Source organism: Halomonas maura (assembly GCF_030409305.1).
GTDB classification, from domain to species: Bacteria; Pseudomonadota; Gammaproteobacteria; order Pseudomonadales; family Halomonadaceae; genus Halomonas; species Halomonas maura.
Window position 1 is genome coordinate 142,637 of record NZ_JAUFPQ010000018.1, and the last position, 14,777, is coordinate 157,413.

Below are 14,777 nucleotides of genomic sequence, written 5' to 3' on the forward strand. Positions count from 1 at the left end.
TCACGCTCTGGGAGACGCCGCCCATGACGTCGTCGTGGATGGCGTGCCAGCGGTTGGCTTCCTCGGGGGCCTGGAAATCGATCAGCCGTGACATGGCGGGTGGTTCCTCCGCGCTCGGTCCCTACCAGCCTATGCGGGCCCGCGCGCCCGGAAACCGTCGATTCACTGCCATGTTGAAGGGCCGTGAATACAGGGTAGCTGCCCCGATGGTTCCGAGCCGACCCTAAAGGCCATCCGGTATGTCACAAACCTTCAGGCAGTTTCGTCTCCCTCTGTAGCCCCCATGGGCACCATCAACCAAGCTCAGAGGAGCAAGACAATGGAAAAACGTCTGAATGCTTACGAGGCCAACCCAGAAGCGATCGCGGCGATGGGCCGGCTGGAGGACCACGTCCGCCGTTGCGGACTCGAGAATAGCCTGATCGAGCTGGTGGTGACTCGCGCGTCCCAGATCAACGGCTGTGCCTATTGCCTGCATATGCACACCAGCGACGCTCGCGCCGCCGGTGAAAGTGAGGCACGGCTCTACCTGTTGTCGGCATGGCGTGAGTCGGCCCTGTACACTCCTCGAGAAAAGGCGGCGCTTGCCTGGACCGACGCGCTGACGAGGCTGGCCGATAGCGGCGCCCCCACCCGGGATTACGAGCAGGGGCTTACCCACTTTTCCGAGAGGGAGTTCGTTGACCTGACGTTACTGATTGGCGCGATCAATGTCTGGAACCGGCTCAGTGTGGGGTTTCGAGCCGTTCATCCGAACGATTTAAAAGCCGGATGCGCGAATCCTGAGCCCACCCTTGATGGAGCCGGTGTATGATGGACAGCAAGTTTCCGCGGTTCGTGACTCACCTTTCGAAGAGCCTCAGGCCATGACGGATCGGCCGACACGCCAGTTCAATGACTGGCGTCGTTATCTCATCGGTGTCGCCTATCGTATGCTCGGCTCGGTGACCGAGGCGGAGGATGTGGTTCAGGATGCCTACCTGCGCTGGCATGATGCCGACCACCCTTCGGTGACCGATGTTCGCGCGTATCTCACGACGGTCACCAGCCGACTGTGCCTCGATCGCCTCAGGGCCGCCCACCGGCAACGGGAGATCTATGTGGGCCCCTGGCTACCGGAGCCGCTGATGGAACCCTTGGAGGCGCCGGTCGATGCCGAGGTACTGGCGAGCGATGTGTCTTTTGCCCTGATGCTGGCGCTGGAGAGATTATCGCCGCTGGAGCGTGCTGCCTTCCTGCTCCACGATGTCTTCGCACTCGACTTCCCCCAGGTCGCCATCACCCTGGAGCGCAGCGAAGCCAGCTGCCGACAGCTCGCCAGCCGGGCCCGGAAACGGGTACAGGCCGAGCGCCCGCGTTACCCGGTCATGCCCGGAGAGCACGGCCGCCTCACCGAGCGTTTCCTTGACGCGGCCCGCAGTGGCGATGTCACGACGTTGAAGGTGCTGCTGAGTGAAAGTGCCACCCTGCATACCGACGGCGGCGGAAAGCGGATGGCTGCGCGGCGTGTGATCGTCGGTGCCGACAAGATCAGTCGATTCTTTGCGGGGCTGGCACGCAAGCCGACGTCGTCCGCCCCTCGCTGGGTCAAGCCCGTTATGGTGAATGGACTGCCAGGGTGGTTGACCATCGAACAGGATGGACTGCCGCAGGTCCTGGCGCTGGAGGTCGCGGGCGATCGTATCCTGTCCCTATATGTTGTGCGCAACCCGGACAAGTTACGACATCTGGTGGACTACCTTCCGGAACGATTTGCTGAGACTCTATATCCGTAGGGAGATCCATTGCCGTTGCCCAAGGTGCCATCGACAAGGCTGACTCACCCTCTCACCGCCATTGGCGGCCAACAGGTACGCTTTCAGGTCGCCGCTCTTCAACGAATAACGCCGAGAGATAGTCATGTCAGAGATAGCCCATACCCCGGAGCCTCCCTACTATGCGGTCATTTTCAGCAGCCATCGTACGGAAGGTGACAGGGGATACGCGGAAATGGCCGAGCGAATGGTGGCATTGGCAGCCCAGCAGCCGGGCTTCCTGGGCATGGAATCCGCCCGGGAGGATCTGGGCATTACCGTATCGTACTGGGACAGCCTCGAGGCGATCCGCGACTGGAAAATGCATGCCGAGCATCGGGAGGCCCAACGACTGGGCCACCAGCAATGGTATAGCGGCTTTCGCGTGCGGGTGGCGAAGGTGGAACGCGACTACGGCATCTAACCAAGGCCCTCATCAACAGACCCGTGATTGACGGGCGGCAACGGCGAGGCGATGGTCACGGAAATGCCAAGGGAGCCATGAGGGGCAGCCCACCACTCCTATCCCCAACACGCTGGGAGGCCGGAGAGCGTCCGCGAATCGGCCGTTCCCGTTCTCCCTCTGGAGTCAGGGGGAGGCGCCGTCAGCCAAGGCCTGTCCACGGGGCCGGCCATCGCCTATAACGAGGCATGGCCATCGCGACGCCGTTCCGCTGGAGGAAGGCCGGTGGGCTCGAGGAGCGGATGGGCTCGGGGCGACGTGCTGGCAGCCGGAGCTCCGGCCCGAAAGGGGCACTAAGCGGGGGGAGGGGAGGCCTGTGGGCAGAGTGAAGATTGCGCTGTGGCTGGTGCTGCTGGGTTCGCCCCTGGCCATGCCGGCCATGGCCGAGGCGCCGTCTCCGGGCAGTGCGGCCGGCACCGTGCCTGCCGCGCCGGAGGAGGGTGGGCCGCGCAACTGGCGGGTGACGGTGTCGGGCGCCCTGCATCTCCGGGAGAGGCCCTCGATGACGGCGGCCGTCGTCGCCCGCTACGGCCCCGGCACGCTCCTCGACAACCTGGGCTGCCAGCGCGCCGAGGAGCGGGCCTGGTGCGACGTCCAGCAGCTGGGCGGCGGTCCCCGGGGCTATGTGGCCGCCGATTTCCTGGAGCCCGCCATCTCCCCCGACGGCACCGCGGCCACTGGCCCCGACGATTCCGCGCTGCGTGCCGGGCAGGGCGATTTCGATGCCACCGGGAGCCTGCCGTGTGCCATGGCGGGCGGGCAGCCCACGACGCGCTGCGAATTCGGCGTGGCCCGCAGCGGCGGCGGCTACGCCACGGTGATCATCACGCGGCCCGATGGCCGCCCCCGCGCGATCTACTTTCGCATGGGGCGGCCGATCGGGGCCGGTACCAGCGAGGCCGATCCGGGGGCATTCAGCGCCACCCGCGAGGGGGATCTCAACCTGATCCGCATCGGTGATGAGCGCTACGAACTCCCGGATGCCGTCGCGCTCGGCGGCTGAGATCACCCGCCCCAGGGCCCGCCATGGAACGGCTCGCCACTCTCTTCGTCGGCCATCCGCTCGCCATCCTGGCGGTGGCCATGGCGTTTCTCGAGGGCGTGTCTCGTGCTAGCCATGGGCCCCGTCGCGACTGCCCATTACCGAATCCCTTCATCTATCGGTGACAGTGACGATTAACAGCCATGCCAGCCCAGAACCGTCCGGTTTGGCGTCGGCGTGCTTGCGATCAACGCTGCGAACTGCGCCCATCATCACCGGATTGATAACTCTTTTGCAGTGGTGGGCCCCTTTGCCTAGTCTTGATGGCTAAGGTTGCTGAAGACGGTCATGAAAGGGAATACGCAGGGACTACCGCGTGAGACGGCTGGAATGCCGTCGCGTGATGCAGGTGGGTCGGGCGGTAGCGTGCCAGGACGCCTGGCTATGCTTTCATCCCGGAGGACAGAAGACGCAGAAGAAGCGTGGTTCGATCCTTGTCGCCCTTTCCGGCCCGCACCGTGAGGATCCGGTGCTCGACGTCGATATCACGCACGCGCAGCCGACAGCCTTCGGTCACGCGCAAGCCCGCTCCAGTCATCAGCGCGGTCATCAGAGGCATCGGGCCCGACAGTTGACCAAGCACGTGCATGACCTCGTCATGTGACAGCACGACCGGCAGCCGGCGAGGCCGCTTGGCACGGAAGAACTCCCCGATATCGCCCAGGGTATGCTCGAGGATCTGACGGTAGAGAAAGACGAGCGCATTCAAGGCCTGGTTCTGTGTGGCCGCCGCCACATGCCGCTCCACCGCCGGGTACTCCAGGAAGGCTTGCCCCTCGGGTGCTCCCGTGCTGGCGGGGTGCCGCATGCCGTGGAAGCGGATGAAGAGGCGAATCCAGTAGCAGTATCTCTTCACGGTTCGCGGGCTGCAGTGTTTGACCCTCAAGGTGGCCTTCACTCTGAGCATCAGCTTCGCGGTCTGTGCGTATCCATACGCCCGTCCCCTCAGTGCATGGATATGCATACAAAATTATTGGTGCCGGCAAAACGTGCAAGCACACGAATCCTGCATAGGTAGCCGAGCTGTTATTAGGTTGTCTTAATATCAATGAGTTAGATAAAGCAAGGCGCGCTATATAACATTGTTGAACGTGCCGGCACATTCATACTGACCGGTTGGTTCACATACCGGAGGAGACTAATGTATAACCAGCCGCTGTTGCCGGACAATGTTTCCACCGCTGCGCGGCTCAAAAACTGACGCAAAGCTCCGCGTTATTTGTGATCGGAGAGAACAAGCGTGAAAGAAAAAGTCACCCTTATAGCAATTATCACAGCATTCGTCACAGGTTGCGGTGATGCTGCAATTGATGCTTGTTTAGATAGTGGCGGAAGCTTCAACTATGAAACGTGCGAGTGCGACTTTAACGATAACCATGAATATAGAGAAAATCACAGCTGCTAACACGGGGTGTGTCAGCTCTGGTTTCTTCTCGGGTGGTGGCGTGAAGAATTCATTTTATGGTACGGAAAGAATACATAATCAGCAAATAAAGTACGCTGCATATGGTCGCCCGATGCTCGCAAGCTCGCGCGGCTTATTTTGTCGTTACATAGTAAAGGAGAGCGTGTGAAAATTTACGGTGATACAAAATCAGGAAATTGCTACAAGGTTCAGCTCGTTTGTAGTCTGCTGAACGTTGACCATGAATGGATTGATATCGATATCCTGGATGGAGACACGTCGTCTGACGAGTTCTTGAATAAGAACCCCAATGGAAAAATACCCTTGCTTGAGCTCGATGAGGGTGAAACCCTTGCGGAGTCAAACGCCATTATCAACTATTTGGCAGGCGGTTCAGCTTTATATCCAGACGGGGGCTGGCTCAAGCACGCGTTCTGCAATGGCAATTTTTTGAGCAATACAGTCATGAGCCGTTTATCGCAGTAGCCCGCTTCATCAACAAGTATCTGGGATTGCCTGAGGAAAAAGCCGACGAATATGCCTCAAAGCAAGCTGGCGGGCACAAGGCGTTGCATGTTATGGAGCAGCAGCTCAGGAGGACGCCATACATAGCAGGTGAGAACTTTACCACCGCAGACATTTCGCTGTATGCATACACACATGTAGCTCACGAGGGCGGGTTTGAGCTAGAGGCCTATCCGGCCATTCGGGCATGGCTAGACCGGGTGGCTTCATTGCCAAATTTCAAAGTTATGGCGTAATTGCCATGTAACGATCATAGTCACGGCGACGGTTACTGCATTGCGGCTGCGCCTTCATGCCGTATCCGCACGAGCTGAGGGTGTTAACTGCATGAATAGGATTGCTCAATGAAGCCGCTTAGTGATGAGAAAATTATCGACTCGTGGAAGAAAAATGCGCGGCAGTGGGGTGCGGCTGTGCAAGTTGGACAAATCGAGAGCCGCGAGGTGGTAACTAACAAAGCTATAGTAGAGGCTGTGCTGAGTTATTCTCCCGAGGCAGTCGCCGATATAGGCTGTGGCGAGGGATGGCTCGTTCGTGAACTCGCGCGACGGATAACACAGGTGGTAGGGATCGATGCGGTTCCCGGTCTAATTGATCAAGCAAAAGCTGCCGGCGGTGGTGATTTTTTTGTCGCGTCCTATGAAGCTATAGCAGATGGTGCAATCAAAGGTCTGTTTGATGTCGTCGTGTGCAATTTTTCGCTCCTTGGAGAGGAGTCGGTCCAGGCGCTGTTCGGCGCTATGCCATCACTTCTCAAACCGGGGGGAGTTTGTATTGTGCAAACGCTCCACCCGATGGTAGCGTGTGGTGATTTACCTTATATAGATGGCTGGAGAGAAGGCTCTTGGGCGGGTTTTGGCTCTGACTTTATTGATCCTGCCCCTTGGTACTTCAGGACGCTCGAAAACTGGACAAGCTTGTTTTCAGATAATGGGCTTCGATTGCTCGAGATACGCGAGCCGATTCATCCGAAGACTCAAAAGCCTGCGTCGATCATATTTATTGGAGCGACAGCAGCTAACAATGCAATGCACGCGACAAGCGCGTGATTGCGGCGTTAGAACACATCAGATACCAGCGTAGGCGGAAAACGTGACTCCTAAACCCTTACTCTTGGCTCTGGTTTTGACCTCCGCTGCTTTCATCCCTGCTTGTGACGCCTCAGAAACCGCGGAGGTCGCTACCGCCAATTTTGTAGCCGAGGTATCTGGAGCCGTTACGGGTGAAGTCTCTGGTCCGGGGCTCATTCGCTTTACCCCGCCGTACGATGCCAATTTTGGTACTCGCCCGGGTTACTTTTTCGTTGCAGACGATTCTGGCGTCCGAGAGATTGGTATTACGTTCACAATTCCAGCCACTGCACAGCCTGGAACCTATCATCTCGTGTCGGCCCACCCTATAGATGCGGGAAGAGAATTCGAGGTTCGTATAGACCGATCTTTAAAGGATCGAACCGACTCTTTCCAGTTCAATACAGAAGGCGAGATCACCATAGATGCCTTCCCGGCTGATGGTAACAACGTCTTAGGGAATCGCGTGACAGGGAGTTTCGAATTTTCCACTCAGGACAGAAGCGGCAACCAAGTGACAGCCAGAGGGTCTTTTGATTTCAGAGCTAGGTAGGATGTCTTCTAAAATGTCTTATAACAAATCGTAGGAGAAGACTTTTACTACGCAGGCTGCGCCTGTTCCGCAAAAGCCCCTCAACTCAGGTGTTATACATGAGGAGGAGCTCAGATGAGAATGAAAGATAACTTTGTATTGCTGGCCATCTACAATCAGTGGATGAACTCAAAGGTTTATGAAGGTGCCGGTCACCTCTCTTCAACAGATTTAGCCAAGGATCGCGGGGCATTTTTTGGCTCCATCCTGGGTACGCTCAACCATATCCTTGTGGCTGACACTGTCTGGCTCAAACGGTTTGCTACCCATCCCTCCTGCCTGAACTCGTTGCGGGATGTCGCCGAACTTCAGAATCCAACAAGCCCGGATCAGATAGTCTTTCATGATCTTGGTCGTTTATCTGAGCACCGGATCTGGTTGGATCGCAACATTATCAACTGGGTGGCTGAGCTATCAGAAGATGATCTGGGTTTCATTCTCAACTACCACAGCATCGAAGGGTTCCCAGCCAAAAAACGATATTCGAGCCTGGTTCTTCATTTCTTTAACCATCAGACTCACCATCGAGGGCAAGTTTCTACTTTGCTTTCACAGGCGGGTGTGGATATTGGGGTTACTGACCTGTTGGCTCAGATTCCGGAGGAATCTCACGTATGACCTGGCCAGTCTCGGCGACGTCTACTACATTGCGGCTTCGCCTACATTCCGTAGCCGCGCGCACTGAGCGGCGTTACACGTCTTGAGAGTGCAGATATGTCCAAGGTGGTTTTAGAAGGCTATATCGTGGTCCCAGACAATGACCTGGCAGCGGTGACCGCAGAGCTTCCAACCCATATTCAGCATAGCCGGAAAGAAGACGGCTGCTTACAGTTTGAGGTCACGCAACAGCCAGAGGCCCAGAATATTTTCAACGTGTACGAGGAATTCGTTGACCGGCATGCCTTCGAAGCACACCAACTGCGTGTCAGTACCTCGGCCTGGGGAAACATCGCGGCGAACGTAGAAAGGCATTACAGCGTCACGGAAATTGAATAGATTCCCCCTGCGTTTAACATGACTTTGTTGGCGGACAACTTTCCGCCGCTTCGCATCTCTAACAACGCCGCAAAGCTCTGCGTTTACATTGACATGTCTGGAAAGCGCCTTTAACTTAACAGGATATATGCTGCCAGTGATCGGTTTTTCTCACACTTCATTTTATTTCGGGCTGTTGCCGGTCGTCATCGGCTGCCTTCTCGCTCCGAACCTGAGCTACTCTGACGACCTGAGATTACAGAGTCTCAGCATGCGCGCACGAGTTTCAGAGAAGACCTTGCTTGGAGAAGAGGCGCCGGAAGATTTTCAGGAGTACGACGTGTCGGCTAACTTGGCGTTGCCATGGAAGCGCTACTCCACTTCGGGCTGGGGGATGGGCACCCGTTTGATGGCGAGTACCGGGATGTTGCGTGGAGCGGGGGAAAATGCTCTCGTCGTTTCGCTCATCCCCGAATTGACGCTGGGAAGTGAAGACGGGCGCTTCGTCCTGGATCTGGGCGCAGGTGGAGCACTCTTCAGCAGGCATCGCTTCGGGACTCAGGATTTTGGCGGGCCTTTCCAGTTTGCCCTGACCTTGGGCGTCGGTGTCCCATTATATAAAAACCTGGGGATAGGCTATCGGTTTCTTCACTATTCCGATGCCGGCGTTAATGGATCTGACACGACCGGGGCAGATTTTCACATGATCGAGTTCAGCTACAGATTTTGATCGTTGTCGGTTGGATCAGTTGTAGCCATTTACCCTGACGCAGAGTTGCCTGGCAAACCAGGAAGCTTGCCGAGTGAGCAAGAGCTGTTTGCCCGGGATTCATGAAGGAGGTCTGAAAACGCAGGTGGCGGATGGCATTCTCACGAGAAATCATTGTGTTACGCCAAGAGCCTGATGCCAGAGGAGCATCCGTCATGGGGGGGGAACTGGGCTCAAGGACTGGCACCCATCGCTGCGCAGTCGCGCCGAGCCCGTCGCAACTTCGCGACGCTCATTCGGTAACAGGTCGGCATTTGCGTATAAACTGGTAATTGACCGTACCTCGACACCATCGACGAACCGGCCCTGTCGCCGATGTCGTGGATTCACCGCCCCGAGTGGAGGCGGTGAAAGAGAGGCCACGGGGCAAGGGCCCCCGCAGGAGGCGGATGTTCCATCCATTCCATCGGGAGGCTGTCATGAAAAGACTCATCGTTGTTCTCTTGGCCCTGGCGTTCGGACTGGTGACCCACCAGGCCCTCGCCCAGCGCCAGTTCTTGACCATCGGCACCGCCAGCGTGGTGGGTATCTACTATCCCGTGGGGGGCGCCACAGGGCAGATCATCAACCAGGCCGATGTGGGCCTGCGGGCCACGGTGGAGGCCACCGGTGGTTCCGCCTTCAATGTCCGAGCCTTGGCCGCCGGGGAGCTCGACCTGGCCCTGGCCCAGTCCGACGTGGTCTATCAGGCCTATAACGGCGAGGCGGCGTTCGAGGGGGAGGCGGTGTCCGAGCTGCGCACCGTGATGGGGTTACATGCCGAACCGCTGCATCTGGTCTGCTCCCGGGAGTCCGGGATCACCAATGTGCGCGATATCGTTGGCAAGCGGGTCAACATCGGCAACCCCGGCTCCGGCATCCGCTTCACCGTGGAGCAGGCGCTGCGGGCCCTGGAAATCGACCCGGACGACTTCGATGCCTATAACCTGACCGCCCCCGAGGGGGTGGACTTCCTGCGTGACCGTCGCGTCGACTGCTTCTTCTTCACCGTCGGCATCGGCGGGGCCGCCCTGCAGGATATCAGCACCACCCAGGACGTGGTCTTCGTGCCCATGGACGATCCCGCGTTCGAGGCCCTGGTGGAGGAGTTCCCGTACTTCGCCTTCACCGAGGTGCCCGCCGGTACCTATCGTGGCCAGGAGGAGGACATCACCCTGTTCGGCGTCAAGGCGCTGTTCGTGACCACCACCGACCTGGACGAGGAGGTGGTCTACAAGGTCACCAAGACGGTACTCGACAACCTCGAGGACTTCACCCGGATCCATCCGGCCCTCAACCTCCTCACCGCAGAGGACTTCCTGAGCGGCCTCGGCGCCCCGCTGCATCCCGGGGCCGAGCGGGCCTATCAGGAGGCCGGCCTGCAGTAGGGGCGGCGGTTCTTTCGAGAGCTTTTTCTCGGATCCGCGGCCGGGGCCATGGGCCCCGGCCGGCTTCTCGCACGGCCACTCCGTGAGGCACCGCCATGGCCGATCGCTCTCAGCCCCCGGATCCGCCGCCGGCATCGCCCCAGAGTACACAGGAACCGACCCGGGACGATGCCGAGGCCGCTCGCGCGGCGCGTCGGCTGGTCGAGGAACTCGAGACCGGTGGCCGCCTGCCCAGCGGGGTGTTGCTCTGGGGGATCATCGGCCTGTCACTGGGCTGGTCGCTGTTTCAGCTCGGGGCGGCGAGCGTGCTGGCGGTGGACGTGATCATCCAGCGGGCGGTGCATGTCTTCTGCGGCATCACCCTGGCCTTCCTGGTGTTTCCGGCCATTCGCGGCCGCCGGCGCCCGGGGGGTTTCCAACTGGCGGTGCTGGGCGGCCTCAGCCTGGGAGTCGGCTATGCGGCGGTGCGCCTGGTGGGGGAGGTCACGCCGCTTTCACCGCCCCACTGGCTGGCGCTCGCCGTAGGGCTCGCTCTGGGCTTGGCGGTACTCTGGTCGCTGCGCGGCGAGCAGATCCACCGGGTGCCCTGGTTCGATCTGCTGTTCGCCCTGCTGGCCGGGCTCGGCGCGCTCTATCTGGTGTTCGACTACCAGGGCCTGCAGACTCGGCAGGGACTGGCGATCGAGCGCGAGATCTGGATCGGCCTGCTGTTCATGCTGCTCCTGCTGGAGGCGACCCGGCGCAGCCTGGGGCCCGCCCTGGCGGTGATCGCCGGGCTGTTCTTCCTCTATCAGCTGACCGGGCCGCGGGGCGCCATGCCCTGGCTGGCGGCGTGGATGCCGGACCTGCTGGCCCACCGCGGTGCCAGCCTGCAGCGGGCCATCAGCCAGCAGTACGTGACCACCGAGGGCATCTTCGGGGTACCGGTGGGGGTCTCCACGGCCTTCGTCTTTCTCTTCGTGCTGTTCGGCTCGATGCTCGACAAGGCCGGGGCGGGCAAGTACTTCATCGACGTGGCCAACTCCTTCCTCGGTCACCTGCGCGGCGGCCCGGCCAAGGCGGCGGTGGTGGCCTCGGGGCTGACCGGCATGGTCTCCGGCTCGTCGCTGGCCAATGTGGTCACCACCGGCACCTTCACCATCCCGCTGATGAAGCGCACCGGTTACCCGGCCCACAAGGCGGGGGCCTGCGAGGTGGCGGTCTCCACCAACGGCCAGCTGATGCCGCCGGTGATGGGGGCGGCGGCCTTCATCATCGCCGAGTTCGTCGGGGTGCCCTATATCGAGGTGATCCGTGCCGCCGCCATCCCGGCCTTCGTGGCCTATTTCGCGCTCTTCTACATCATGCACCTGGAGGCCCTGAAGCTGGGCCTGTACGGCATCCCGCGTGATGAGTTGCCGCCGAGGCTCAAGACCTTCCTCGGTGGCCTCCACTTCCTGATCCCGGTGGCGGTGCTGGTCTACTACCTGGTGATCGAGCGGCGCACGCCGGGCTATGCGGTGATGGTGGCGATCCTGGCCCTGGCGGTACTGATGCTGGTGCAGGAGCCCGTCAAGGCGGTTCGACAAGGGCGCCCGCTGTTGCCGGCCCTGTGGCATGGGGTGGTGACGCTCTTCCACGGCCTGCTGGCCGGGGCGCGCAACATGGTGGGCATCGCCGTGGCGGTGGCCACCGCCGGCATCATCGTCGGCTCGGTGAGCCAGACCGGGGTGGGGCTGCGGCTCACCGAGATCATCCAGATCGTCAGCGCCGCCATGGCGTCGGGCATCGGCCTGGTCACCCTGCCGGTGGTGGACCTCTTCGGCGGTGATGTGACGGGTTTCGACACCACCACCCAGTTCGCCATCGTGCTGCTGATCACCGCCGTGGCCAGCCTGATCCTCGGCCTGGGTCTCCCCACCACCGCCAACTATGTGGTGATGGCGACCCTGACGGCGCCGGTGATCTATCAGCTGGGCAACGAATTCGGCTTCGGCATCCCGCTGCTGGCGGCTCACCTCTTCGTGTTCTTCTTCGGCATCCTCGCCGACGATACCCCCCCGGTGGGTCTGGCCGCCTATGCCGCCGCCGGCATCGCCCGCAGCAACCCGATCCGCACCGGGGTCCAGGGCTTCATCTATGACATGCGCACCGCCATCCTGCCGTTCATGTTCATCTTCAACACCCAATTGTTGCAGATAAACGTGGAGAGCTGGCTGCAGATCGTGCATATCTTCGCCAGCGCCCTGGTGGGCATGATGGCCTTCGCCGCCGGGGTGCAGGGCTTCGTGCGCATCCGCACCATCATTCCCGAGCGGCTGGTGTTGCTGGGCGTGGCCTTCATGCTGATCCAACCCAACTGGATCACCGATATTCTTGGCGTGAGCCTCTATGCACTGGTCTATCTATCCCAGTGGTATCGCCAGCATCGACGGGCGGGCGTGACCTGAGGGCATGAAGAGGCCTGGCCGGGACCATCCTTCCCCTGGCTGGCGCCCAGGCCGGTGGATTTTTGACCACTCGCCCAAGACGCAGGGCCGGAAAAGCTGGATAATGGCGGGTTACGCGCTACGGCCGCCCATACACGAATCCGGTGCTTTGTCAATGGAAATCAAGGTCAACTATCTCGACAACCTCCGGCTGGAGGCCAGGTTCGACGACTTCACGGTCATCTCCGACCAGCCGATCCGCTACAAGGGCGACGGCTCGGCCCCCGGTCCCTTCGACTACTTCCTGGCGTCCTCGGCCATGTGCGCGGCCTATTTCGTCAAGGTCTACTGCAACGCGCGCAATATTCCCACCGAGAATATCCGCCTGTCGCAGAACAACATCGTCGACCCGGAGAACCGCTACAAGCAGATCTTCAAGATCCAGGTCGAGCTGCCGGAGGATCTCTCCGAGAAGGACCGCCAGGGCATCCTGCGCTCCATCGAGCGCTGCACGGTCAAGAAGGTGGTGCAGACCGGCCCCGAATTCCAGATCGAGACGGTCGAGAACCTCGACGAGGACGCCCAGGCGCTGCTGATGGCCGAGCCGGAGGAGGGCGCGAGCACCTGGATCGAGGGCAAGGACCTGCCGCTGGAGCAGACCATCGCCAACATGACGGCGATCTTCGAGCGGCTCGGCATGAAGGTCGAGATCGCCTCCTGGCGCAACATCGTGCCCCACGTGTGGTCGCTGCACATCCGCGATGCCTACTCCAACATGTGCTTCACCAACGGCAAGGGCGCCACCAAGGAGAGTGCGCTGTGCTCGGCGCTGGGCGAGTTCATCGAGCGCCTGAGCTGCAACTTCTTCTACAACGACCAGTTCTTCGGCGAGGAGATCGCGGGCAGCCAGTTCGTCCACTACCCGGACGAGGAGTGGTTCCAGCCGGGACCCAACGACGAGCTGCCCGAGGGCATCCTCGATGACCACTGCCGGGCCATCTACGATCCGGACGGCGAGCTTCGCGGCTCCAACCTGATCGACACCAACTCCGGCAAGGTGGAGCGCGGCATCGTCTCGCTGCCCTACGTGCGCCAGTCGGACGGCGAGACGGTCTACTTCCCCTCCAACCTGATCGAGAACCTCTTCCTCAGCAACGGCATGAGTGCCGGCAACACCCTGGCGGAGGCCCAGGTGCAGTGCCTGTCGGAGATCTTCGAGCGGGCGGTGAAGCGCCAGATCATCGAGGAGGAGATCACCCTGCCCGACGTGCCGACGGAGGTGCTGAGGAAGTACCCGGACATCCTCGAGGGCGTCGAGGCGCTGGAGGCCCAGGGCTTCCCGATCCTGGTCAAGGATGCCTCCCTGGGCGGCCAGTTCCCGGTGATGTGCGTCACCCTGATGAACCCCAAGACCGGCGGCGTGTTCGCCTCCTTCGGCGCGCACCCGAGCTTCGAGGTGGCCCTCGAGCGCAGCCTCACCGAGCTGATGCAGGGCCGCAGCTTCGAGGGCCTGAACGACTTCCTGCCGCCGACCTTCAACTCGCTGGCGGTCGCCGAGCCCAACAACTTCGTCGAGCACTTCATCGACTCCTCGGGCGTGGTGTCCTGGCGCTTCTTCAGCGCGAAGGCCGACGTCGAGTTCGTCGAGTGGGACTTCTCGGGTACCAACGACGAGGAGGCCGCCGGGCTGTTCGGCATCCTCGAGGAGCTGGGCCTGGAGGCCTACCAGGCCGTGTTCGATGACCTGGGCGCGCCGGTGTGCCGCATCCTGGTGCCGGGCTACTCCGAGGTCTATCCGGTGGAGGACCTGGTCTGGGACAACACCAACAAGGCGCTGCTGTTCCGCGAGGACATCCTGCACCTCCACGAGCTGAGCGACGAGCGCCTGGCCGCGCTGCTGGAGCGCCTGGAGGAGACCCAGATCGACGACCACGAGGACATCATCACCCTGATCGGCATCGAGTTCGACGAGAACACCGCCTGGGGCCAGCTGACCATCCTCGAGCTCAAGCTGCTGATCAACCTGGCGCTGGGCCAGCACGAGGACGCCCTGGACCGGGTGCAGATGTTCCTGCAGTTCAACGACAACACCGTCGAGCGTGGACTCTTCTACCAGGCGGTGAACGCGGTGCTGGAGATCGCCCTGGACGACGCGCTGGAGCTCGACGACTACCTGTACAACTTCACCCGCATGTTCGGCGAGGCGACCATGGAGGCCGTGGTCGGCTCGGTGAACGGCAGCGTGCGCTTCCACGGCCTGACCCCGACCAACATGCAGCTCGAGGGCCTCGAGAAGCACCAGCGCCTGATCGAGAGCTACAAGAAGCTGCACGCGGCGCGTGCCGCCCGGGCCGGCGTGGCGGTGTAA

Annotated in this window: 14 protein-coding genes and 1 pseudogene; 13 read left to right on the forward strand and 2 right to left on the reverse strand. The window is 60.9% G+C overall.

The genetic code is table 11. The annotated features are described in order from the left end of the window. Position 1 precedes the first annotated feature (1 nt). Positions 2-94: pseudogene (locus QWY76_RS20110) on the reverse strand (CIA30 family protein); the annotation flags it as partial. Positions 95-319: 225 nt separating this feature from the next. Here QWY76_RS20110 and QWY76_RS12760 point away from each other — a divergent pair. The 4 genes from QWY76_RS12760 to QWY76_RS12775 all read left to right on the forward strand — a co-directional run bounded on the left by QWY76_RS12760 (position 320) and on the right by QWY76_RS12775 (position 3,259). Beyond that, on the forward strand, positions 320-814 hold the full coding sequence (locus QWY76_RS12760) for a carboxymuconolactone decarboxylase family protein (protein ID WP_290311634.1): 495 nt from the start codon (positions 320-322) through the stop codon (positions 812-814). Positions 815-866: 52 nt separating this feature from the next. Further along, entirely contained in the window at positions 867-1,775 is a 909-nt protein-coding gene (locus tag QWY76_RS12765; protein WP_290311635.1) for a sigma-70 family RNA polymerase sigma factor, read from the forward strand. A gap of 124 nt (positions 1,776-1,899) precedes the next feature. After that, positions 1,900-2,217 carry an antibiotic biosynthesis monooxygenase family protein gene (locus QWY76_RS12770; RefSeq protein ID WP_290311636.1) on the forward strand — a complete coding sequence of 106 codons (318 nt, stop codon included), beginning with the start codon at positions 1,900-1,902 and terminating at the stop codon, positions 2,215-2,217. Positions 2,218-2,581: 364 nt separating this feature from the next. Next, positions 2,582-3,259 carry an SH3 domain-containing protein gene (locus QWY76_RS12775; protein ID WP_290311637.1) on the forward strand — a complete coding sequence of 226 codons (678 nt, stop codon included), beginning with the start codon at positions 2,582-2,584 and terminating at the stop codon, positions 3,257-3,259. Positions 3,260-3,680: 421 nt separating this feature from the next. Here QWY76_RS12775 and QWY76_RS12780 read toward each other — a convergent pair whose 3' ends face one another. Next, positions 3,681-4,205, reverse strand: a complete 525-nt coding sequence (locus tag QWY76_RS12780) for a phage integrase N-terminal SAM-like domain-containing protein (protein ID WP_290311638.1) — start codon at positions 4,203-4,205, stop codon at positions 3,681-3,683. Between the two features lie 663 nt (positions 4,206-4,868). Between QWY76_RS12780 and QWY76_RS20115 the strand changes: the two genes are divergently transcribed. The 9 genes from QWY76_RS20115 to QWY76_RS12820 all read left to right on the forward strand — a co-directional run bounded on the left by QWY76_RS20115 (position 4,869) and on the right by QWY76_RS12820 (position 14,777). Beyond that, positions 4,869-5,189 (forward strand): glutathione S-transferase N-terminal domain-containing protein, encoded by a 321-nt coding sequence (locus QWY76_RS20115; RefSeq protein WP_353960408.1) that lies wholly within the window; start codon positions 4,869-4,871, stop codon positions 5,187-5,189. Positions 5,190-5,215: 26 nt separating this feature from the next. Continuing rightward, complete coding sequence (locus QWY76_RS20120) at positions 5,216-5,464, forward strand: glutathione binding-like protein (protein ID WP_353960409.1); 249 nt, start codon at positions 5,216-5,218, stop codon at positions 5,462-5,464. A gap of 108 nt (positions 5,465-5,572) precedes the next feature. Beyond that, entirely contained in the window at positions 5,573-6,277 is a 705-nt protein-coding gene (locus QWY76_RS12790) for a class I SAM-dependent methyltransferase (protein WP_290311639.1), read from the forward strand. Between the two features lie 688 nt (positions 6,278-6,965). Beyond that, positions 6,966-7,508 (forward strand): DinB family protein, encoded by a 543-nt coding sequence (locus QWY76_RS12795; protein ID WP_290311640.1) that lies wholly within the window; start codon positions 6,966-6,968, stop codon positions 7,506-7,508. Between the two features lie 96 nt (positions 7,509-7,604). Then, the gene (locus tag QWY76_RS12800; RefSeq protein WP_290311641.1) at positions 7,605-7,886 is read left to right on the forward strand and encodes a putative quinol monooxygenase; all 282 of its coding nucleotides are present in this window, start codon (positions 7,605-7,607) and stop codon (positions 7,884-7,886) included. Between the two features lie 127 nt (positions 7,887-8,013). Next, the gene (locus QWY76_RS12805; RefSeq protein ID WP_290311642.1) at positions 8,014-8,595 is read left to right on the forward strand and encodes an acyloxyacyl hydrolase; all 582 of its coding nucleotides are present in this window, start codon (positions 8,014-8,016) and stop codon (positions 8,593-8,595) included. Between the two features lie 458 nt (positions 8,596-9,053). Continuing rightward, positions 9,054-10,001 carry a TAXI family TRAP transporter solute-binding subunit gene (locus tag QWY76_RS12810; protein WP_290311643.1) on the forward strand — a complete coding sequence of 316 codons (948 nt, stop codon included), beginning with the start codon at positions 9,054-9,056 and terminating at the stop codon, positions 9,999-10,001. A gap of 95 nt (positions 10,002-10,096) precedes the next feature. Continuing rightward, positions 10,097-12,430 carry a TRAP transporter permease gene (locus QWY76_RS12815; RefSeq protein ID WP_290311644.1) on the forward strand — a complete coding sequence of 778 codons (2,334 nt, stop codon included), beginning with the start codon at positions 10,097-10,099 and terminating at the stop codon, positions 12,428-12,430. A gap of 154 nt (positions 12,431-12,584) precedes the next feature. Beyond that, on the forward strand, positions 12,585-14,777 hold the full coding sequence (locus QWY76_RS12820; RefSeq protein WP_290311646.1) for an OsmC domain/YcaO domain-containing protein: 2,193 nt from the start codon (positions 12,585-12,587) through the stop codon (positions 14,775-14,777).

Coding starts and splice junctions, on each gene's coding strand:
- QWY76_RS12760 (WP_290311634.1), top strand. CDS start 320: ATGGAAAAACGTCTGAATGCTTACGAGGCCAACCCAGAAGCGATCGCG.
- QWY76_RS12765 (WP_290311635.1), top strand. CDS start 867: ATGACGGATCGGCCGACACGCCAGTTCAATGACTGGCGTCGTTATCTC.
- QWY76_RS12770 (WP_290311636.1), top strand. CDS start 1,900: ATGTCAGAGATAGCCCATACCCCGGAGCCTCCCTACTATGCGGTCATT.
- QWY76_RS12780 (WP_290311638.1), bottom strand. CDS start 4,205: ATGCTCAGAGTGAAGGCCACCTTGAGGGTCAAACACTGCAGCCCGCGA.
- QWY76_RS12790 (WP_290311639.1), top strand. CDS start 5,573: ATGAAGCCGCTTAGTGATGAGAAAATTATCGACTCGTGGAAGAAAAAT.
- QWY76_RS12795 (WP_290311640.1), top strand. CDS start 6,966: ATGAGAATGAAAGATAACTTTGTATTGCTGGCCATCTACAATCAGTGG.
- QWY76_RS12800 (WP_290311641.1), top strand. CDS start 7,605: ATGTCCAAGGTGGTTTTAGAAGGCTATATCGTGGTCCCAGACAATGAC.
- QWY76_RS12805 (WP_290311642.1), top strand. CDS start 8,014: ATGCTGCCAGTGATCGGTTTTTCTCACACTTCATTTTATTTCGGGCTG.
- QWY76_RS12810 (WP_290311643.1), top strand. CDS start 9,054: ATGAAAAGACTCATCGTTGTTCTCTTGGCCCTGGCGTTCGGACTGGTG.
- QWY76_RS12815 (WP_290311644.1), top strand. CDS start 10,097: ATGGCCGATCGCTCTCAGCCCCCGGATCCGCCGCCGGCATCGCCCCAG.
- QWY76_RS12820 (WP_290311646.1), top strand. CDS start 12,585: ATGGAAATCAAGGTCAACTATCTCGACAACCTCCGGCTGGAGGCCAGG.